The sequence below is a fragment of the Sinorhizobium psoraleae genome, assembly GCF_013283645.1.
Lineage (GTDB): Bacteria > Pseudomonadota > Alphaproteobacteria > Rhizobiales > Rhizobiaceae > Sinorhizobium > Sinorhizobium psoraleae.
Window position 1 is genome coordinate 553,084 of record NZ_JABEKV010000002.1, and the last position, 20,577, is coordinate 573,660.

The following is a 20,577-nucleotide window of genomic DNA, read 5'->3' on the forward strand; positions in this document are numbered from 1 at the left end:
TTCCGAGAACCAGTCGTCGTCTTAATTGAGCCGCGACTTGACCTCACCGAGTGCCTGCTTGAAGAGCGCTTCCTGCGCACCGGCGTCGGTCTTGGCGGTCAAGACCTTCTCGGCAGCGCTGATCGCGAGATCGACGGCAGCCGAGCGGACGGCGTTGATCGCATCGTTTTCGGCCTGTTTGATCTTCTGCTCGGAAAGTGCCGTGCGCCGCGCGACGTAGTCTTCAGTCTTCTGCCTGGCTTCCGCCGTCAGCATCTCCGCTTCCCGTTGCGCGGCGGCAACGATGCTGGCGGCCTCCGCTTCGGCGTCCTTGCGCTTACGCTGGTACTCAGCGACCAAGCTCTGGGCTTCTTCGCGCAGGCGCTTGGCTTCCGCCAGCTCGTTCCCGATCTTGTCGGCACGTGCGTCGAGTGCCTTGCCGATCATGCCCGGAACCTTGAGATAGGCGATGAGGACAAAGAAGAGAATCAGGCCGACGAGGGCGTAGAAAGTCGCATCAAGAGCCATCGTTCATTGCTCCTCAGTTGCCTGCAGATGCCTTGACCGCTGCAGCGATCTCGGCCTTGGTAACGGTTCCACCGATCAGTTGCTTAACGACGGCGGTTGCCGTGTCCTCGGCAATAGCGCCGACATCGGCGAGCGCCTTGGACTTGATCTCGGCAATGCGCGCTTCCGCAGCGGAGATCTTCTTCGTCAGATCGGCCTCGACGGCGGTCCGGTCAGCCGTCGCCTTTGCCTTGGCAGCCTCGCGCGCGGTATCGGCGATCGAATGGCCCTTGGCCCTGGCGCTTGCCAGTTCCTGCTCGTAGGAAGCGATGGCAGCGTCGGCTTCGCCCTTCAGGCGCGACGCTTCATCCAGATCCTGCGCGATCCGGTCGTGACGGGTTTCGAGAATGCCGCCAATGCGCGGAATGATGACCTTCGACATCAGCAGATAGAAGAGGCCGAACGTGATCGCGAGCCAGAGCAACTGCGATGCGAAATGGGTCGAATCGAAGGGCGGGAACACGCCCGTGCCGTGTTCGCCTTCGTGGGCCACACCCGTTTCGGTGTGCACCTCGCCGGCCGCAGCGGGATCGTGTGCTTCGCCTTCAGTGGTGGTTGACTGGGCATACGCCGCGGTCACAAACATGCTCACCTCCAGGTGCACTCAAGAATATGCGCGGCCGCGACCCCTGAACGAGGCCGCGGCCAAAACTTCGGTCCGTATTAGACGGCGAAGAGGAGGAGCAGGGCTACGAGCAGCGAGAAGATGCCCAGAGCTTCCGTAACGGCGAAGCCGAATACGAGGCGGCCGAACTGGCCGTCAGCAGCCGACGGGTTGCGCAGCGCGCCGGACAGGTAGCTGCCGAAGATGTTGCCGAGGCCGAGAGCCGTGCCGGCCATACCAAGGCATGCAAGACCTGCGCCGATGAACTTTGCTGCTTCCGCTTCCATGATTGAACTCCTTCGAAATGGTGTTGCGGCTAGGATTTGTGCTTCCACCGGAGGACCCGGGCGGAAGCCAGCGACTGTGATTCCTTAGTGGCTTCCCGGATGGACAGCGTCGTTGAGGTACATGCAGGTCAGCACCGCAAAGACGTAGGCCTGGAGGAAGCAGACGAGGAACTCAAGACCGGTAATGGCGACGGTCATGATGAGAGGCAGGATCGCACCGCCAATGCCGAGCGCGCCGAGGGCGCTCAACGAGGTGACGAAGCCCGCGAAAACCTTCAGCGTGATGTGGCCGGCGAGCATGTTGGCGAACAGTCGGACCGAAAGGCTGATGGGACGGGAAAGGAAGGAAATGATTTCGATCGCAACGACCAGCGGCAACAATACCCCCGGCACGCCGTGCGGCACGAAAAGCTTCAGGAAGCCAAGGCCGTGTTTGTAGAAACCATAGAGAATGACGGTCCCGATGACGAACACCGCCAGGGCGAAGGTGACGATGATCTGGCTGGTTACCGTGAAGAAGTACGGAAACATGCCGAGCAGGTTCGCCGTCAGGATGAACATGAACAGCGAGAAAACCATCGGGAAGAATTTCATGCCGTGGTTGCCCGCCCCTTCGCGAAGCATCGAGGCGATGAATTCATAGGACATTTCCGAAACCGACTGCAGGCGGGTCGGGATCAGCCCGCGCTGCGACGTGGTCAGATAAAGAAAGCCGGCGGCCACACCGACGGTCGCGACCATGAACAGCGACGCGTTGGTGAAGGAAAAGTCAATTCCGCCAATTTCGATCGGGACAATCTTGTTGACCAGGAACTGGTGGGTCGGATCGTTTGACACCGCGCTTCTCTTTCATTTTGCCCGCCCGCAAGCGGAAATCGTGTTCTTTCAGGCGGCGCCTCAGGCGCCATCCCCGTCCTTCTTTTCATTTCCAGGGCCGCGTTTGCCCGATTCCGGCGTCGCCACCATTCCGGCGGACCGCAGCACGTTCAAGACGCCGGCACAAAACCCGAGGAGCAGCAAGACGATCATGCCCCACGGCCCTGTACCCGCAAAGTGATCCAAAAGATAGCCCAGAAACGCCCCGACAAGGATCCCGGCGATGAACTCGCTCGAGAGCTTCATCGCCGCTGCGTAGCCTTGCCGGCTTTCTGCGGCGCGCGTCTCGGCATCGTCCGACTTGTCCGTCCGCTTGGACGCGATGTCGTCGCCAAGGCGCTTCAGCCGCGCTTCCAGACTTTCTTCCGGTTTCTCCGTCACATGGCTCCCCTTTGCAGCCCCACGCGGTCTTAAACGCGATTTCGGTCATACAAACGGCCGGTGTTCAAGCCACGCTTCGGCCCCCATTTGAAGTCGCGCGCAACATAGTTTTAGGCACCCTCATAGTCAAGGCATCAGAGCACGTTGGGCGTGGACAATATTTACGTTTAATATCATTAAGTTAGCTGTAATTTCGGCAAGCTGCGGCAAAGCGACAACGGGAATCGGCGCCGGCTGAACGAGGTTCGCCTGCTGTCCGGCACCCTTTCATTCATCGGAATCGAACTCGTCGATCAGCTCCAGCCGCCGCCATAGGTGCGATAGAAGATGTGCAATCCGATCTTGCCGACGCGTTTCATGGTTTTTGCCCAGGCCGGCTTCACGTAGGTCGCGTGATAATGCGTTGCCGACCCCACTTCCGGCAGCCAGATCTTGCCGGCAGTCACGGCCATCGCGACTTCCTTGGCGGTCTTCCAGTGCGAGCGCGAGTAGATCAGGTCGCGGATCATGTCGCAGGCGAACGAGAATTGACAGCGGTTGCGCCAGGCCTTGTTCTGGTAGACGACGCCGCAGATCGTCTTCGGGTAAGTGGGGTTGCGGACGCGGTTGAGAATGACCTGGGCCACGGCTGCCTGACCCTTTGCAGACTCGCTGCGGGCCTCGAAATAGATACCCTCGGCAAGGCAGGTCTGCTCCTCCTTGGTGAAGACCGTCGCTGGCAAAGCCGTTGCCGCCCAAGCATGGTCGTCGGGCGCGATCTCCGGAATGAAGCGCCCCGCATTCCTGTCTTCCCGGAGGATGGAATCGAAGGGCGACTCACGCGCATAGTCCGGCTCGGGCCGGACATAGGCGGTCGCAAGAACATCGGCCTTGTCGTTGGTGATGAGCTTGGCGAGCATCGGCGAGACGCCGGGTTCAGCCTTCGGCGGTTTCTTTCTGTAGAAAGCCGTGGCGATCTCGATCTCCTTGCCCTTGATGCGCGGTTTGGCGAAAACCATCTTCTCGGCGCCGTCGAAGCCCGGCTCAGTCAGCGAACTCGTACGCTGGAGGATCGAACCGGCGGTAAAGTCCTTCGGCGGCGTCACCGGGCTGACGGCGACGATCCGACCCTTCTTCAGCTTGCGCGTTACGCGGTCTTCGTCAGGCGTGCCACCCTTGTGCTTGGTTTCCGCAGTCAGGGCCACGTGGCTGCCGTCGGGCAAGGTGACGCCGGCGCCGCCATCTAAGGCACCGGTGGTGCTCGGATCGGCGAACACCATCTCGACCTCGTGGAGCGAACCGGCGGGCGATTGCGTCAGATACATCCGCCAGCGCTCGCCGCCATGGTTGATGCCTGACAGAAAGGTCGCGAGGTCGGAATAGGCGACCGTGGAAGGGAAGCTCATGAAAATGGCAATGCCGATGATCGCGGGCGCAGCCCAGGCCGGCAACGACATACGAGACTTGCTACGCAACTTCTGGCTCTTACGCACCAACCGGCTCCACGCAACTCTTACTCGGGCACGCGTTCCCGCAAGCCGGCAGAGGGCCAGCGGCAAGATTCCGTGCAGGAAGCTAAGATTTGGAAGCGGTCGGACGGCGCACCGGAACCGCTTCGTTCGAGCCTAGAAAATGAAGCATTAACCTTGATGTTTGGTTAATGCGGCCCCACTACAGTGCCGTGCCGGCTCCGATTTGGGGACAAAAACATGTGGTAGAGCCGGCGATGCTTGCGTGGGAGGCGGTACTTCTTCGCAGACCGTTCAGATGATCACGTGCGAGCCGAGTTCGACCACCCTGTTGGTCGGCAGACGGAAATAGTCCGATGGATCGATCGCCGCACTGGCGAGAGCGATGAACAGACGATCCTGCCAGTGCGGCATGCCGGACTGGGCGTCGGGCACAAGTTTGCGGCGACCGAGATAGAACGACGTCGACATAATGTCGAACTTGAGCCCCGACTTGCGGAAAAGTCCCAGCGCCTGCGAGACGTTCTGGGTCTCCATGAAGCCGAATTTCATCTCGAGCAGCGTGAAGCGTTCGGACAGCGGTTTCACGCTGACCCGCTCTTCCTTCGGCACTTTCGGTGTATTGGCCGTGCGGATCGTCAGGACGAAGTTCTGCATGTGCAGGACGTGATTGTGCTTGATATTGTGGAGCAGGGCGGCAGGTGTCGACTCGGGATCGCTTGTCAGGAAGATCGCCGTGCCGGGTACGGCCACCGGCGCATGCTCGCTCTTGCGTTCGATCGACTTGATGAAGCTCGCCAGCGGAATGTCGATATGCCGCGTCTTGGCATGCAGCAGTTCCGTGCCGCGCTTCCAGGTCCACATGATCACGATGAAGGTCACGGCGATCAATATCGGCACATAGCCGCCATCGTGGATCTTCAGCATGTTGGCGCCGAGAAAGACGCATTCCAGCGCGAACAGCGGCAGCAGCGCGCCGATCGCCCACCAGACCGACCAGTTCCAACGGACACGCAGGAACTCGAAGGCGAGGATTGTCGTGACGACCATGGCACCGGTGACGGAGATGCCATAGGCGGTCGCCAGCGCCTCGGAGGAACCGAACACGAAGACCAGAGCCATGACGCCGAACATCAGCAGCGTGTTGACGTTCGGCAAATAGATCTGGCCGGTATGGGTCTCGGATGTGTGGAAGATCGCCATGCGCGGCAGGAAACCGAGATGGATTGCCTGGCGCGTCAGGGAAAAGGCGCCGGTAATCACCGCCTGGCTGGCGATGATCGTCGCCGCGGTCGCAAGAATGACGGCGGGAAGCAGCGCCCATTTCGGAAACATGAGGAAGAACGGATCGGACATCGCGTCCGGGTTCTTGAGCACGAACGCGCCCTGACCGAGATAGTTCAAGGTGAGTGCTGGAAAGACGACGGTGAACCACGCCCATTGGATCGGTCGCCGACCGAAATGGCCGAGGTCTGCATAGAGCGCCTCCGCGCCGGTGACGGTCAGAAAGACCGCACCGAGCACGACGATACCAACGAAGCCTTCGTTAATCATGAACGTGGCGGCGTAAAGTGGATTGAACGCCGCGAAGATCGACAGATCGTCGGCGATGTGCATCAGACCGACCGCGCCCATCACCAGAAACCAGACAAGGGTGATCGGTCCGAAGAAATTGGAAACCGCAGCCGTACCTTTCGACTGCACCGCGAAGAGCAGCAAGAGAATGACGACGGCAATCGGAACGACATAATCCGAAAGGGCCGGCGTCACCAGCTTCAGTCCCTCCACGGCCGAAAGAACCGACAGGGCCGGCGTTATCATCGCGTCGCCGATGAACAGAGCTGCCCCGGCGATCCCCATGAAGAAGAGGATCGGCGTGTGGCCGTTGGCGGTCTTCATCAAAAGAGCAAGCAGGGAAAGCGTGCCGCCCTCCCCCTGGTTGTCGGCCCGCAAGAGAAACAACACGTATTTGATGGTGACGATGATCGTCAGCGCCCAGATCATCAACGAGATCAAGCCGATGATCTCGGCGTCCGTGACGCCGTTATCCGAAACGGGCCGCAGCGCTTCACGGAAAGCGTAGAGCGGGCTTGTGCCGATATCGCCATAGACGACGCCGATCGATCCGAGTCCCAGGACCAGCAGACGGCGCAAATTTTCGGACGCGGGTATGGCAGGGGCAGACAATTGAGACATGAGTGTCCAACAGGCTCTTAAAGCCAGCCTTTCCAGCGGAAGAAGAGGAAGGGGATCACGGCCGAAATCACCATAGCCGCAAGTGCCCACGGATAGCCGAGCTGCCATTCAAGCTCAGGCATCACGCGGAAATTCATGCCGTAGATGGAAGCGACGAGTGTCGGCGGCAAGAGGACCACGGACGCTATGGAGAAGATCTTGATGATCGCATTCTGCTCGACATTGATAAGGCCAAGAGACGCATCCAGCAGGAAGGTGATGTTTCCCGAGATAAACGCCGCGTGCTCGGAGAGCGACTGTATGTCCCGGGAGATCGAGCGGCAGAGTTCGCGGCTGTCCTTGTCCTCCTGCACGTCCGGAACAGTGTAGACGAAGGTCAGGAGCCTCGAAAGCGAAGCGAGGCTGTCGCGGGTTTTCGCAACCAGTCTGTGGTGACCCGCGACATCGCGCAGGCGAGCCTCGAGCAATTGCGGCGGGCGGCGCCTGGCTGCAGCCTTGTCACCAAAGACCTCGATCGACAGGCCATCAATCTTGTCCACGGCCTGCTCCAGAATTTCCGCTGTCCGATCGGCAATCGTCTCGAGCAACCGGGTCAGAAGCACAGCGCCGTTGCGGCAGCCGCCGGGAATCCGATGCATGCCCGCCTTGAACAGCGCGAAAGCCCTGGGTTCCGCATAACGGATCGTCACCAGCCGTCCGCGCGAAAGAATGAAGCCGACATCGGTCAACCCGGGAATATCCGTATCGCTGCGGTAGACCAGCGATGCCGTCATGAACACGGCGTCGTTCTCGGTATAAAGACGGCTTGACGGCTCGATATCCTTCAGGTCTTCCCGCGTCGGGATGGAAATCCCCAGCAGTTTCTCCATCATCAGGTCTTCGGCCTTACTCGGGTCGAGAAGATCGATCCAGACGACATCAGGCCGCAACGACGCTGGCGGCTCTGCCGCTGACAAGGCGACGGCCTCGCCATTGGCACAATAGCCCATGATCATGCCGCTGCCCTTTTTATGCGGCGAGCAACGGTAACCCACGAAGCTCTGGAGCGATCAACCGCCACACGAATTCCACGATGCAGATTCATCAGATGAAGCTTCCGCCCGGCACGACAAATCCTCAATCGTTTGTCTCCGGAGGCCATAGTCTCCGGTGAGAGGCACAGCGCCGATCATCGTGCACGAGTGCGGCAAGGCATATGGCGCAACGGCCACGCAAAATCAATGCACCTTTGTGCATGCCTGTCCCCACAGGATTTCATTTTCGGCGCAACCTAGCCTGCGCGGGCGAGTGAAGCAAATCTATTCGAAGACGATATCGGGCATCGCCCTGCTCTTGTTCTGGCGAGCCGCGGAGACCTGCTCCCAAACCTTCGCTGCGATATCCCGGTAGATACGCGCGACCTCGCCGCGGGGTTCCGAAACCACCAACGGAGTCCCCGCATCGGAGGTTTCGCGAATGCCCATGGTCAAAGGCACCTCGCCGAGGAACGGCACCCCGATGCGCTCGGCTTCCTTGCGCGCGCCGCCGTGACCGAAGATATCGTAGCGTCTGCCGGTATCGGGTGCCACGAAATAGCTCATGTTCTCGACAATGCCGAGAACAGGGACTTCCACCTTCCGGAACATCGCAAGACCTTTGCGTGCATCGACGAGCGCGAGGTCCTGCGGTGTCGAGACGATGACGGCGCCGGCCAGCGGCACCTGCTGGGCCATCGTCAGTTGCGCGTCGCCCGTGCCCGGCGGCATGTCCACGACGAGAACGTCAAGATCACCCCAGGCCACCTCGCGCAGCATCTGCAGCAGGGCCGACTGGATCATCGGACCGCGCCAGATCATGGCGACCTCCTCATCGACGAGAAACCCCATCGACATGACCCTGAGCCCGTAGTTCTCCATGGGGCGAATAAGCCGCCCTTCGATCTGCTGCGGTCGTCCGCTGATTTTCAAGAGGCGCGGCATGGAGGGTCCGTAGATATCGGCGTCAAGCAGACCGACCTTGAGGCCGTTCGCCTGCAGTGCGAGTGCAAGGTTCACCGATGTCGTCGATTTGCCGACACCACCCTTGCCGGAGGCAACCGCGATGATGGCGCCAACGCCCGGGATACCTGCCTTTGCCGGAACGCCGCCGGCCGGACGCTGAGCATGCCCGTGTGTCGTGGGCGGAACCTGCCGCGGTCTTTCCACCGGCGCCGCCTGCGGTGCCGCCCTACGGTCAGCCGTCAGCGCGACCATCGCCGCCTTGACGCCGGGTATTTCGCGCACGACCCTCTCCGCTGCCGCACGCATCGGCTCAAGCTCCTTCGCCCGGTCGGCCGGCACCGTGATCGAAAAATAAGCCTTGCCGTCGGAAATGAAGACATCGGAGACGAGACCGAGGTCAACGATATTGCCTTCCATATCCGGACCGCGCACGCTGCGCAGCTTTTCAAGAACCGTTTCCCTGGTTACGTCCGGCATATCGCCCTCTTCATCTGTCTGTTCGTGCCACCGCGCCTGGCGCCTTTCGGACGATCGCAGGCGGTAACGCTTTGAACCACCGGATAATTTTATCCTCAAATCAGAACCGATTTAAGGAATTATGCAGTGATAATTGAGGCGGAGCGGTTCGCCAATGCGACAGATAGGAAAAAACAGAGCCGCCAGCCGATCGTCGTGTCCGTACATCCGGGATCACGAACGATCGGCGGCGGCCCTGCCCTCGCAACCTTCTTGGGCGCTGTCTTATTGTAGTCCCCTCTGGACACGACAATGCATATGCACAAGGCGTGCCAGACTCAGACCATTCTGGAAAAGTCATTGATTTCAAGAGGATGAAGCCGCCGCGCATTAACGTTGCCGATGAAGATGGTTGCACTATTTCTGGGCAAACGTACTATTTGCGTACAAAAGGTGCGGTGCCGACAGCAATCCTTGCACGCATGAAAGACATGGGCGGAGCAGGGTCGGAATGCAGCCTCAATGTTTTTCGCTGGCGCCGGCCATCAGCTGATGTAGCCCTTCTTCATCGCCTTCACGACCGCCTGCGTGCGGTTTACGGCGTCGAGCTTCTTGGTGACGTGATTGAGATAGTGATTGACCGTGTGCTCGGAGAGGCCGAGGATCCCGGCGATTTCGGCGCTGGTTTTGCCAGCCGCCGTCCAGCTTAGGCACTGGATTTCCCGCTCGGACAGCGCGGTGTTGGTGCTCTTCCATACGGAACCGATCTCCGCCAACCGATTGTAGACGTGGATCGCGATCATCTGCAATTCCATGGCGGCCGTCATCGGCAAATCGGCTTCCGGCCCCATGAGGATCACCGCGCCCCGTCCGCCTTCGGCGTCGTGAACCGGGAAATAATTTGCCTGGAAGATGCCGTTTTCGCGCAGCATGGCGATGTAATCCGCGGCCGTGGCCGGCTTGCCACCCTCCTTCTCCCAGTCGTCGAGCATGATCTGGAACGGCGTCGTCGTCTCCCTCAGTCGGCGCACCCCGGTGCTGAAACGCAGCATTGACAGGCTGTCGTACTTGCTGAGGAGCTCGGCCGGCATGTTGGAGATAACGGTGGTCGCCGCCAGTCTCTCCACTTCGATCGCCGGAATCGAGCAGATGAGGAATGCCTTGAAACCAAAGATCTGCGTGACCCGCCGCATGTAGCGGATGATATCGAACTGGGTCTCAAGCTTTGCGATTTCAGACGCGAAATCACCGCCCCGGGGCAGATCGGTATCAGTCATCCCGGCCGTCATCGTATCTTGCATTCGCGCGTTCCATGGCATTCATCAATTATCAAATAGCCCGAGCGGTCGACCAATGCCAACAGGTGATCGACGTTCGGCGCTATTCATGCGCAAAAGGCTGTGTATTTCCCCCGGTTGGCGGGCTGCATATTCGGTCTGCCTCTCCGAAAAAGCGAAATTCAGTTGATCAGACCGGCGCGCATGGCTTTTGCAACGGTCTGAACACGATTGACCGAATCCAATTTGCGCGTTGCGCGATTGAGATAATGGTTCACCGTGTATTCGGATAGCGCCATGATCCTCGCCATCTCCATGGTCGTCTTGCCGGCAGCCGCCCAGCGCAGGCACTCGATCTCACGACGCGAAAGGCTACCGGGTCCTCGCCTGTCACGCCCCCGCACTTCGCTCAGCCGGCTGTAGAGAAGACCCGCCCAAAGATTGAGCGCCTGCATCTCATCATTGGACACAAGCTCCCTGCTCCCGCCAAAGGCTATGGCCGCGCGGCGTCCCGAAGCGTCGTGAACCGGCAGATAGAGGCCTCTCGGCAGCCCGGCCGTTTCGAAGACGCTAACCGCGGCATCACCCTTGCCGTCAAGCCGCCTGCGCGCAAGCTGGTGGGCATCGTAGGTGAAGGGAATTGTGCTGCGCCGCAACCGCTGGACGACAGGGCTACCGTCGATCAGGCCGGCACTGTCGTAGCGTCTCAGGAACTCCGACGGCCAGGTCGTCATCAGTGCCTGAGTGGAAAGACTGTGGCATCCGGCTTCCGGGATGGACAGAACCAGGAATCCGCGAAAGCCGTAGGCATCTGATATCTGACCGAGAACCCGCCTGATATCGTCTTCGCTGCCTAGCGCTTCCGCGATAGACCGCCCGCCAGGGAGAATCAATGACGATATGCCTGCGCTGAAATCTACCACCCGCTCGTCTCCCACATCCCGCGCCCGATCGAGCGAGGCCGCTCTCGCCATCATGAAATTGCGTCAATAATGCTTTCGCCAGAAAGCAAATTCCGCTCCGGCCCTTGCAACCGGCCGTAGCGGCGGGCCTGATATATCGCAAGCTAACGTTCTTGGAACACCTCGTCCAGTCGAAGTTCCTAATTTACCGTAAAGCGGAGTTAACGTCCATTGCGCCCGGGGCCAAGGCGCATTCGGACCTCCTCCTCGATCTTTCCCGCCGCCCCGCGCACGACCTCGGCCCAAGCCGCCAGTTGCGCCATGTTGACGCGATAGGCAGGCCCGGTGACGGACACGCCCGCAACCAGATCGTGTTCCGGAATGGCGATCGGCGCGGCGACGCAGCAGATTTCCGCCTCATGTTCCTCCCGGTCGAAAGCGTGTCCCTCACGGCGAATTTCATCGATTTCGGCAAGCAGGGCCGCTGCCGAGCGATGCGTGTGGGCGGTGAACGGGTGGAACCTCATCCTTGCGGCTATGCGCTCCAATTCCGGCTGAGGCAGCGACGACAGCGCTGCCTTGCCTATGCCTGTGCAATAGGCCGGCGACGCCTTGCCGATCTGCGAGCTCATGCGCACTGTCTGTCGACTCTCGACCTTGTCGACATAAATGATCTCCGTCTCCCGTAGAACGCCGAGGTGAACCGTCTCGCCGGTCAGCTCGTGCAGACGCAAAAGATGGGGTTCGGCGATGTCACGAAACCGGTTACCTGACCACGAACGATAGGCGAGCTTCAGCAAGCGGAGGCCCGGCTCGTAAGACAGGTCGCGGCCCTGCACGAGCAGGCCTTCCTCGACGAGGTGGCTGAGCAGCCGGTGCACCGTCCCGCGCGGCTGGCCGATGGACTGAACGATATCCGTGAACCTCTGGGGACTGCCGGCCGTCACCACGGCCTCAAGGACCGCCATGGCCTTGCCGAGCGTGCCGGTGCCGGCGATTTCAATTTCTGCGTCGGTGGTCTTGATTTCGTTCATGTCACCCAGCTTCGATCAGGGGCATCGTGCCTTGACAGGATAAAAGTTATGGCGCGATAATTCCAGATAATAAAACATAGTTCCATATAATGGAACTTCCATCAATCCCAGACTCAACACCAGGGAGATGCCATGCCACTGCCGAGCGGTCAGTTTCCCGACCTGCAAAACAACGGTGTGCTCGTGACCGGCGGCGGTTCCGGCATCGGCGCCGCCCTGGTGGAAGGCTTCTTGCGGCAAGGCGCGCGAGTGGCCTTCATCGACATCGCAGAGGAAGAGAGCCTTGCACTCTGCGAGAAGCTGGCCGCCCAAACTGGAAGAAGGCCGCAATTCATTCCTGCCGATCTCAGGCAGATCTCGACCTTGAAATCGGCGGTCGAGACCGCTGCCAGCACACTCGGCTCGATCCGAGTGCTCGTCAACAATGCCGCTCGTGACGACCGGCAGCAATTCGAATTGGTGACGGAAGAAAGCTGGGACGAAAGCCTGTCCGTCAATCTCAGGCACTTCTTTTTCATGAGCCAGGCGGTAGCGCCCCACATGCGCCGCAACGGTGGCGGGTCGATCATCAATTTCTCGTCGATCGCCTTCATGCTCAACATGCCGGACGTTCCTGCCTATGCAACGGCGAAGGCCGGCATCATCGGGCTCACCAAGTCGCTCGCCGGGAAACTCGGGCCGGACAATATTCGCGTCAACGCAATCCTTCCGGGCATGATCGTCACCGAACGGCAGAAGCGGCTGTGGCTGGACGACGACGCGATCACGCGGATGCAAGAGAGGCAGTGTCTGAAACGCATGTTGATCGCGGATGACCTCGTGGGGCCCTGCCTCTACCTGGCTTCCGACTGCTCAGCGGCAATGACGGCCCAGACAATGATCATCGATGGAGGCGTATTTTGATGACGGCAGCCTATTATGCCGCGGTCGACTGGGGAACCACGAGCTTCCGGCTGTGGATCATCGGGGAAGATGGAGCCGTTCTTGCAGAACGTCGCAGCGCGGAAGGCATGACGACGGCGGCAAAGGTCGGCTTTCATACGGTTCTAGACGCGCATCTCGCCGCGACAGACGCTCCCGGCCACCTCCCGATCATCATTTGCGGCATGGCCGGTGCCCGTCAGGGCTGGAGGGAGGCAGGCTATCTCGATACACCCGCCGCACTCACTGCAATTGCAGGGAGTGCTATCTCCGTTCCGGACGTCGATCGCGATATCCGGATACTTCCGGGCCTCGCCCAACGCGGCCTGCGGCACCCCGACGTGATGCGTGGTGAAGAAACGCAGCTTCTCGGCGCCGCCAGCACGCTTGGCGACGGGCGGCACCTCGTCTGCATGCCGGGCACCCACAGCAAATGGGTCCGCCTCAGCGGCGAGACGGTCGACGGTTTTTCCACCTTCATGACCGGCGAATTGTTCGATGTCGTTTCGCGCCATTCAATCCTCAGTCATGCCGTGTCGGACGGAGGTCCCTTCACCGGCAGAGAGCCGGAGTTCGTCGAGGCCGTGTCAGAAGCGACGAGGAATCCGGCGCTTGCCACAAATCTGCTTTTCTCCGTCCGCGCGGGACAGCTTCTCAACGGGACCAGCTCGACCGACGCCAAGGCACGGCTCTCCGGCACGCTGATCGGTATCGAGATCGCCGGCGCCCTTGCCACAGCCGGATCGATCGACGGAATTTGCCTCGTCGCCTCAGGCCCGCTTGGCGCACTCTACCGTGCGGCCCTGGAAAGCCAGGGTCTTAAAATTCAGCATGTTGACGCCGACGATGCGGTACGGGCGGGCCTTTCCACCGCCGCCTGCGCGATTTGGCCTCTTTGACAGAAAGAAAGAAGATGAACCGCATCCCCTTGCCGCCGATGAAATATCCGCTGATCGCCATCCTGCGCGGGCTGAAGCCCGCAGAAACGGAAGGCGTCGTCGGCGCCCTGATGGAAACGGGCTTCACGGCAATCGAAATCCCGCTGAACTCGCCCGATCCATTTCGTTCCATCGAAATCGCCGTGAAGATGGCGCCTGCCAACTGCCTGATCGGCGCGGGAACCGTGTTGACGACGGCGCAGGTGGAACAACTGGCCGACGTCGGCGGGCGGCTGATGGTGAGCCCCAATGTCGAACCGTCGGTGATCAAGTTTGCCGTGACGAAAGGCATGGTGACGATGCCGGGCGTCTTCACGCCGACCGAGGCTCTTGCCGCCGCCGGCGCGGGCGCGACCGGTCTCAAGTTCTTTCCGGCAAGTGTACTCGGCCCCTCGGGCATTGCGGCGATCCGCGCCGTTCTTCCAAGCGATATCGAGATCGCAGCCGTCGGCGGCGTGGCGGAGAGCAACTTCGCCGACTATGCCAAGATCGGCATTCGCAGCTTCGGCCTCGGTTCCAGTCTCTACAAGCCCGGCATGACCGCCGCGGAGGTCGGGGAGCGAGCGAAGGCGACGCTCGAAGCATACGATATCGTTTATGGGGGGCAATGATGGTCGATCCCGTTCCCTTCTCTGGCCGCATTCTTTGCAATCTGGACTCCGCGCTCGGCGAAGGCCCGACCTTCGACCCCGGCAGCGGTACCGCCTGGTGGTTCAACATCACCGGCCAGAAACTGCACGAGCTGCATATCGAAAGCGGCCGAAAGACGGTTCACCCCCTGCCCTTTCTCGGAAGCGTGCTTGCCGTCATCGATCCCGCACGCCAGCTGATCGCGTCGGATCAGGGTCTCTTCCTTCGCGATACGAAAAGCGGCAAGCTCTCCCCTTTCGCCCTGCTCGAGGACAAGCCTGTCAACCGCTCCAACGATGGTCGCGTCCACCCTTCCGGCGCTCTCTGGATCGGTACGATGGGGCGCGGCGCGGAAAAACATTCGGGTTCGATCTATCACGTCGCCGGCAACCGTGTGACGAAGCTCTACGGCAACATCAGCATTCCGAACGCAATTTGCTTCTCGCCCGATGGAGCCACGGCGTATTTCGCCGATACGGATGTCAACCACCTGATGCGCGTCGATATTGATCCCGCTACCGCACTTCCGACCGGCGACGCCGTCGTTCTTGCCGACGAGAGTTCGTCACCCGGCGGTCTCGACGGCGCGGTTTGCGATGCCGACGGGCTGATCTGGAACGCGCGCTGGGGCGCAAGTTCCGTCGACGTCTATAAGCCGGACGGCCAAAAGATCGCCCGCTACGCCGTGCCCGCGACGCAGCCCAGTTGCCCCGCCTTCTTTGGAGCGAAGGCCGACCAGTTGCTGGTGACGTCAGCCTGGCAGGGGATGGACGGGACCGCGCGGGCGGCCGATCCAGATGCCGGCAAGACTTTCGACCTTGGCATCGAGGTCAAAGGTCGGTTCGAGCCCGCATTTCTGCTCTGATCACAACAAAGGCTGGCATCGGATCGCCAAAAAGTCATACAATTGCACCATGCGATGAATCGTCATGGTACGGGAGGGATTCGGATGAGCGAAAAGAAAAAGGAACTGAGAAGCCGCCACTGGTACGGCGGAACTCACAAGGACGGCTTCATTCATCGGTCCTGGATGAAAAACCAGGGCTTCCCTGACCATGTTTTCGACGGGCGACCGATCATCGGCATCTGCAACACCTGGTCCGAGCTCACGCCCTGCAACAGCCACCTGCGCGTTCTGGCCGAAGGCGTCAAACGCGGCGTCTGGGAGGCCGGCGGCTTTCCCGTCGAGTTCCCGGTTTCCTCGCTCGGCGAAACACAGATGCGCCCGACCGCCATGCTCTTTCGCAACCTCCTGGCGATGGACGTCGAAGAGGCGATCCGCGCCCACGGGATCGACGGCGTCGTGCTGCTCGGCGGCTGCGACAAGACGACGCCGGGCCAATTGATGGGCGCTGCCTCCGTCGACCTGCCGACGATCGTCGTTTCCTCCGGACCGATGCTGAACGGCAAATGGAAAGGCAAGGACATCGGTTCGGGCACGGATGTCTGGAAATTCTCGGAAGCCGTGCGGGCCGGTGAAATGAGCTTGCAGGAATTCATGGCCGCAGAAAGCGGCATGTCGCGCTCGCCCGGCGTCTGTATGACGATGGGCACCGCAACCACGATGGCCTCCGTGGTGGAAGCCATGGGCCTTTCGCTCCCGACCAACGCGGCCCTTCCTGCTGTCGACGCCCGCCGCATGGCGCTCGCGCACATGACCGGCAAGCGGATCGTCGAGATGGTGCACGAGGACCTCAGGCTGTCCAAGATCCTTACGAAGAAGAATTTCGAGAACGGCATCATCGCCAACGCCGCCGTCGGCGGATCGACCAATGCCGTCGTCCACATGCTCGCGATTGCCGGCCGCGCCGGGGTCGACATCTGTCTGGAAGACTTCGATCGGGTGGGGGGTCAGGTTCCCTGCATCGTCAATTGCATGCCGTCGGGCAAGTATCTCATCGAGGATCTCGCCTATGCCGGCGGTCTCCCCGCAGTGATGAACCGCATTCGGCATCTGCTTCATCCGGACGCGCCGACCGTTTTCGGTGTTCCGATCAGCAAATATTGGGAGGGCGCGGAAGTCTATAACGACGACGTGATCCGGCCACTCGACAATCCGCTGCGCGCCGCGGCCGGCATCCGCGTGCTGAAAGGCAATCTCGCTCCCAACGGCGCGGTCATAAAGCCTTCGGCTGCGAGCGAGCATCTGCTCTCGCACGAAGGCCCTGCCTATGTCTTCGAGACGATAGAAGATCTCAAGGCCAAGATCGACGACCCGGATCTGCCGGTAACCGAGGATACGATCCTCGTTCTCAAAGGCTGCGGCCCGAAGGGCTATCCCGGCATGGCGGAAGTCGGCAACATGCCGATCCCGCGCCGGCTTGTCGAAAAGGGCGTTCGCGACATGGTGCGCATTTCGGATGCGCGCATGTCCGGCACCGCCTTCGGCACCGTGGTCCTGCATGTCAGCCCGGAAGCCAACGCTGGCGGTCCGCTTGCGATCGTCAAGACCGGCGATCGTATCCGCCTCGATGCCCTGAGGGGCGAGTTGAACCTTCTGATCAGCGAGGAGGAGTTCCAGACGCGCATGACCGCTTGGCAGCCGCCGGAGCAGAAATGGCAACGCGGCTACTACAAGCTCTATTATGAGACCGTACTGCAGGCCGACAAGGGTGCCGACCTCGATTTCCTCGTCGGCAAGAGCGGCAGCGACGTGCAACGCGAAAGCCACTAGAGCATTCCGCTTTCGGGTGGAATCACCGAAAGCGATAAGATGCTCTAGAATCAAAGTGCTAGGGCGTCCTTTGTGCGTTCATTTGAACGCACGGCGCTCCAGGATCACTTCGTTGTTCCATTGAAACATGGAAGTGATCCAACCCTTTGAAACAATGCAATTTCGGACGGAACACACTGCTCCTGGACTTGCTCAAGGACGTCATCGGCGCTCCATGTAAACCGACTGATGATGGAACACGAAGGTCCCGGATCAACTAAGATCGGGGACCTTCATGGCGAATTTCGTCGCTCGCTCAAAGTATTCGCCTGGGCCGATCCGAGAAGACCTGGCTTCCGGCCTAGATTTAGCTACACCTAAACAAAGAAACGACTTCGTTAGCCGACTTTGCGTGACACGGCGACCAACCGCTTGATCCTGCCAAGACAAAGCATCCAAAGGTAGAATCGGCGCCATTGGCCCGGGCAGACACTTCCATTTTTTACGGAACAGATTTCGCTGCCGGACGTTGCTTGAGTATCACCAGCGCGGTGGGGAGGCCGATTCCCAACGCCGCGGGGGTGATCGACAACGTCAACGAAAGGCAGTCTGATATGACAAAGAAACTTGTATCTTCCGTTGCGGCTGGCGCGCTTCTCGTGGGCGTTACCTTTGCCCCGACAAGTTTCGCGCAGCAGACCACAACTCCCCCGCCTCCGTCGGAACCGGCACCCACGCAGATGCAGCCGGGCGGGACAACTCCACCTGCGACAGAGCCTCCGGCCGCCGATCAGGCCCAGAAGCCTCCTGCGGCTGGTACTGAAGCGCCTGCTGATACGACCGCTGAAGCGGACTATCTGACCGAGCAGAAGGACGACCAGATCGCCACCAGCACCTATGTGGGCCAATCGGTTTACAATGCCGCCGATGAAAGCATCGGCGAAATCAACGATCTGATCATCAAGAAGGACGGCGGTGTCGAAGCGGCAGTGATCGGCGTCGGCGGCTTCCTTGGTATCGGCGAGAAGAACGTCGCGGTCCCATTCGACCGGATCGAGATCGCCGAGCAGGCCGACACGGCAGCGTTGAAACTGACGACGACCGAAACGGCCGACACGCTGAAGGCGGCGCCTGAGTTCAAGACGAAGGCGCAGCTGATGGCCGAGCGCCAGTCCTCGCAGCCGGTTGACACGTCGACGACATCGTCGACGGGTACGACGCCGGCAACGCCGACGCAGCCGGCACCTCAGCAGTAAGTTGGCACCGAGCGGACTTTCGCTCCCAACAGAAGCGGCGCGTGATGCGCCGCTTTTTTTGCGAGTCAGATCATTTCATGATCTAACTTTTTGAAACCACGCAATTCCGGACGGAACCCGTTAGACTTTCCGGACTTGCTCTAGAACAGAACGCCGTATCTCAGCGCATCGTAGATGCCCGCATGGATGTTGCGGCTCGCCACCGCATCGCCGATCCGGAACAAGTCGAACGTCCCTTCGGGATTGCGAACGGCAATCGGGTTTTCGCGACGGATAAGAGCCTTGTAGTCGACCGCGCCCAGATTGCGGGACAGCGGCTTGAGCTCCAGGTAGAGTTCGGCCATCGGCACCGTTCCATGCTCGACGACCACTTGCGCGACTCGCCGCTCGACGGAAGCGGTCTCGGAAAAATCGGAACCCAGCGTCGCAACAAGCGCGTTGCCGTCGCGTCTCACCGATGTCAGCCGGGTGTTGATCGTTACCCGCACATTCTTCTCGGCAAAGGCCTTCGCGTAGGGAACATGGTTCATGCCGCCGACCTCGGGCGCGAACATGCGCTCGGGCGAGACGATTTCGAGCTCGATGCCGGCTCTGGCTATCAGCTCTGCAGCGGTCATGCCGCTGTGCGCGCCGTTGTCGTCATAGAGCAGCACCGGCCCCTCGGCTTTCACCGTGCCGGCAATGATATCCCAGCTTGAAACGACGAGGTCGTCGCCTGTCCCGAGCGTGGGATTCTGGGCGATGCCGCCGGTCGCGACGACAACAAGATCCGGCTCACGCTCCAGCACGTCCTCCACGCCGGCAAAGACATTGTAGTGGATCGGGACACCCAGCCGTTCGAGCTCGGAAAGCCGCCAGTCGACGATGCCGATCATTTCCCTGCGGCGGGGGTTTCGCGCCGCAAGCAGGATCTGGCCGCCAGCTTCGCCGGTCGCCTCCAGCAGCTCGACCGAGTGGCCGCGCTCGGCGAGCACGCGCGCGGCTTCGAGGCCGGCGGGTCCCGCTCCGACGACAACCGCACGCCGGCGGGGTCCGTCGCTCTTCGAAATGACGTGCGGCACGATCGCCTCGCGCCCGGTGGCCGCATTGTGGATACAGAGGGCGCCTCCGCCCTCATAGATGCGGTCGAGACAATAGGTTGCGCCCACGCAGGGCCGGATCTCGGCCTCGCGTCCCTCCTCGATCTTCCGGACGATATGCGGGTCGGCGATATGGGCGCGAGTCATGCCGACCATGTCGAGCTTGCCTTCGGCGATCGCGTGGCGCGCCGTCGCGACGTCGGCGATGCGGGCGGCATGAAAGACCGGGAATTTGGTCGCCGCCCGAACTTCTCCGGCGAAGTCGAGATGCGGTGAAGCGGCCATGCCCTGGATAGGGATAACCTTGGTGAGCGGCGCGTCGTGATCGATATGGCCGCGGATGATATTCAGGAAGTCGAGCTTGCCGGAATCGGCGAGCCGCCTCGCGATATCGACGCCTTCTTCCTTCGACAGGCCCTCGTCCCAGTCTTCGTCCGCAACCATACGCGTGCCGACGATGAAGTCAGGACCGACCGCCTTGCGCACGGCGTCGAGCACCAGATTCATAAAGCGCAGACGATTGTCGAGCGAGCCGCCATATTCGTCGTCGCGATGATTGGTGGCCGGCGACCAGAAGCTGTCGATCAGATGGCCGTAGGCCTCGATCTCGATGCCGTCGAGGCCGGCGGCCTGCATGCGGCTGGCGGCCGCTGCATAATCGCTGACGATCCGCTCGATGTCCCACTCCTCGATTTCCTTCGGAAAGGACCGATGCGCCGGCTCGCGGACCGGAGAGGCACTCAGCACCGGCAGCCAGTCGCCCTTGTTCCAGCTCGTGCGACGGCCAAGATGGGTCAATTGGATCATGACGGCGGTGCCGTGCTCATGACAGTCGTCGGCGATCTTCTTCAGCCATGGCACGATTTCATCCGCGTAGGCGTAGAGATTGCCGAAGGCCGGCGGAGAGTCCTCGGAAACAATCGCCGAGCCGGCCGTCATCGTCAGCGCGATGCCCCCCTTGGCCTTTTCCAGATGATAGAGCCGATAGCGGTCCTTCGGCATGCCGTCTTCCGAATAGGCCGGCTCATGGGCCGTCGACATGATCCTGTTCTTGAGAGTCAAATGCTTTAGACGGTAAGGCTGGAGCAGGGGGTCTTTCGAGAGGGTCATTCAA

General features: G+C 60.8%; 19 protein-coding genes. 6 read left to right on the top strand and 13 right to left on the bottom strand.

The annotated features are described in order from the left end of the window. Positions 1-21: 21 nt before the first annotated feature. From ILFOPFJJ_RS11505 to ILFOPFJJ_RS11560, 12 genes are all read right to left on the bottom strand, one after another. A complete protein-coding gene (locus ILFOPFJJ_RS11505) occupies positions 22-507 on the bottom strand; it encodes a F0F1 ATP synthase subunit B (RefSeq protein ID WP_173510685.1) in 486 nt (161 codons plus the stop codon). Positions 508-520: 13 nt separating this feature from the next. Then, the gene (locus ILFOPFJJ_RS11510; RefSeq protein ID WP_173510686.1) at positions 521-1,132 is read right to left on the bottom strand and encodes a F0F1 ATP synthase subunit B; all 612 of its coding nucleotides are present in this window, start codon (positions 1,130-1,132) and stop codon (positions 521-523) included. Positions 1,133-1,209: 77 nt separating this feature from the next. Beyond that, positions 1,210-1,437 (bottom strand): F0F1 ATP synthase subunit C, encoded by a 228-nt coding sequence (locus tag ILFOPFJJ_RS11515; RefSeq protein ID WP_012707029.1) that lies wholly within the window; start codon positions 1,435-1,437, stop codon positions 1,210-1,212. An 84-nt stretch (positions 1,438-1,521) separates the two neighbouring features. After that, a complete protein-coding gene (locus ILFOPFJJ_RS11520) occupies positions 1,522-2,274 on the bottom strand; it encodes a F0F1 ATP synthase subunit A (RefSeq protein WP_173510687.1) in 753 nt (250 codons plus the stop codon). A 60-nt stretch (positions 2,275-2,334) separates the two neighbouring features. Beyond that, positions 2,335-2,694, bottom strand: coding sequence for an AtpZ/AtpI family protein (locus ILFOPFJJ_RS11525; protein WP_173510688.1), 360 nt, complete (start codon positions 2,692-2,694; stop codon positions 2,335-2,337). 293 nt (positions 2,695-2,987) lie between these two features. Further along, positions 2,988-4,130: a cell wall hydrolase gene (locus ILFOPFJJ_RS11530; RefSeq protein ID WP_173511494.1), complete on the bottom strand. Its 1,143-nt coding sequence runs from the start codon at positions 4,128-4,130 to the stop codon at positions 2,988-2,990. 306 nt (positions 4,131-4,436) lie between these two features. After that, a complete protein-coding gene (locus tag ILFOPFJJ_RS11535; protein ID WP_173510689.1) occupies positions 4,437-6,338 on the bottom strand; it encodes a potassium transporter Kup in 1,902 nt (633 codons plus the stop codon). A 17-nt stretch (positions 6,339-6,355) separates the two neighbouring features. Continuing rightward, on the bottom strand, positions 6,356-7,333 hold the full coding sequence (locus tag ILFOPFJJ_RS11540) for a magnesium transporter CorA family protein (protein ID WP_173510690.1): 978 nt from the start codon (positions 7,331-7,333) through the stop codon (positions 6,356-6,358). Positions 7,334-7,636: 303 nt separating this feature from the next. Further along, positions 7,637-8,794, bottom strand: coding sequence for an Mrp/NBP35 family ATP-binding protein (locus ILFOPFJJ_RS11545; RefSeq protein WP_173510691.1), 1,158 nt, complete (start codon positions 8,792-8,794; stop codon positions 7,637-7,639). 524 nt (positions 8,795-9,318) lie between these two features. Then, positions 9,319-10,092 carry a LuxR family transcriptional regulator gene (locus ILFOPFJJ_RS11550; protein ID WP_376741409.1) on the bottom strand — a complete coding sequence of 258 codons (774 nt, stop codon included), beginning with the start codon at positions 10,090-10,092 and terminating at the stop codon, positions 9,319-9,321. A gap of 140 nt (positions 10,093-10,232) precedes the next feature. Next, positions 10,233-10,973: a helix-turn-helix transcriptional regulator gene (locus ILFOPFJJ_RS11555; protein ID WP_173510693.1), complete on the bottom strand. Its 741-nt coding sequence runs from the start codon at positions 10,971-10,973 to the stop codon at positions 10,233-10,235. A 200-nt stretch (positions 10,974-11,173) separates the two neighbouring features. Next, the gene (locus ILFOPFJJ_RS11560) at positions 11,174-11,986 is read right to left on the bottom strand and encodes an IclR family transcriptional regulator (protein ID WP_173510694.1); all 813 of its coding nucleotides are present in this window, start codon (positions 11,984-11,986) and stop codon (positions 11,174-11,176) included. 132 nt (positions 11,987-12,118) lie between these two features. Here ILFOPFJJ_RS11560 and ILFOPFJJ_RS11565 point away from each other — a divergent pair, with 132 nt between their 5' ends. The 6 genes from ILFOPFJJ_RS11565 (at position 12,119) to ILFOPFJJ_RS11590 (ending at position 18,384) form a co-directional block, all read left to right on the top strand. Next, positions 12,119-12,889: an SDR family NAD(P)-dependent oxidoreductase gene (locus ILFOPFJJ_RS11565; RefSeq protein WP_173510695.1), complete on the top strand. Its 771-nt coding sequence runs from the start codon at positions 12,119-12,121 to the stop codon at positions 12,887-12,889. Then, the gene (locus ILFOPFJJ_RS11570; RefSeq protein WP_173510696.1) at positions 12,886-13,806 is read left to right on the top strand and encodes a 2-dehydro-3-deoxygalactonokinase; all 921 of its coding nucleotides are present in this window, start codon (positions 12,886-12,888) and stop codon (positions 13,804-13,806) included. The genes ILFOPFJJ_RS11565 and ILFOPFJJ_RS11570 overlap by 4 nt, the downstream gene beginning before the upstream one ends. Positions 13,807-13,820: 14 nt before the next feature. Next, positions 13,821-14,456, top strand: coding sequence for a 2-dehydro-3-deoxy-6-phosphogalactonate aldolase (locus ILFOPFJJ_RS11575; RefSeq protein WP_173510697.1), 636 nt, complete (start codon positions 13,821-13,823; stop codon positions 14,454-14,456). Next, on the top strand, positions 14,456-15,340 hold the full coding sequence (locus tag ILFOPFJJ_RS11580) for an SMP-30/gluconolactonase/LRE family protein (protein WP_173510698.1): 885 nt from the start codon (positions 14,456-14,458) through the stop codon (positions 15,338-15,340). The genes ILFOPFJJ_RS11575 and ILFOPFJJ_RS11580 overlap by 1 nt, the downstream gene beginning before the upstream one ends. Before the next feature lie 84 nt (positions 15,341-15,424). Continuing rightward, positions 15,425-17,149, top strand: a complete 1,725-nt coding sequence (locus tag ILFOPFJJ_RS11585) for an IlvD/Edd family dehydratase (RefSeq protein ID WP_173510699.1) — start codon at positions 15,425-15,427, stop codon at positions 17,147-17,149. A 593-nt stretch (positions 17,150-17,742) separates the two neighbouring features. Further along, positions 17,743-18,384, top strand: coding sequence for a PRC-barrel domain-containing protein (locus ILFOPFJJ_RS11590; RefSeq protein WP_173510700.1), 642 nt, complete (start codon positions 17,743-17,745; stop codon positions 18,382-18,384). 140 nt (positions 18,385-18,524) lie between these two features. Here ILFOPFJJ_RS11590 and ILFOPFJJ_RS11595 read toward each other — a convergent pair whose 3' ends face one another. Then, entirely contained in the window at positions 18,525-20,573 is a 2,049-nt protein-coding gene (locus ILFOPFJJ_RS11595) for an NADH:flavin oxidoreductase (protein WP_173510701.1), read from the bottom strand. Between the last annotated feature and the right edge of the window lie 4 nt (positions 20,574-20,577).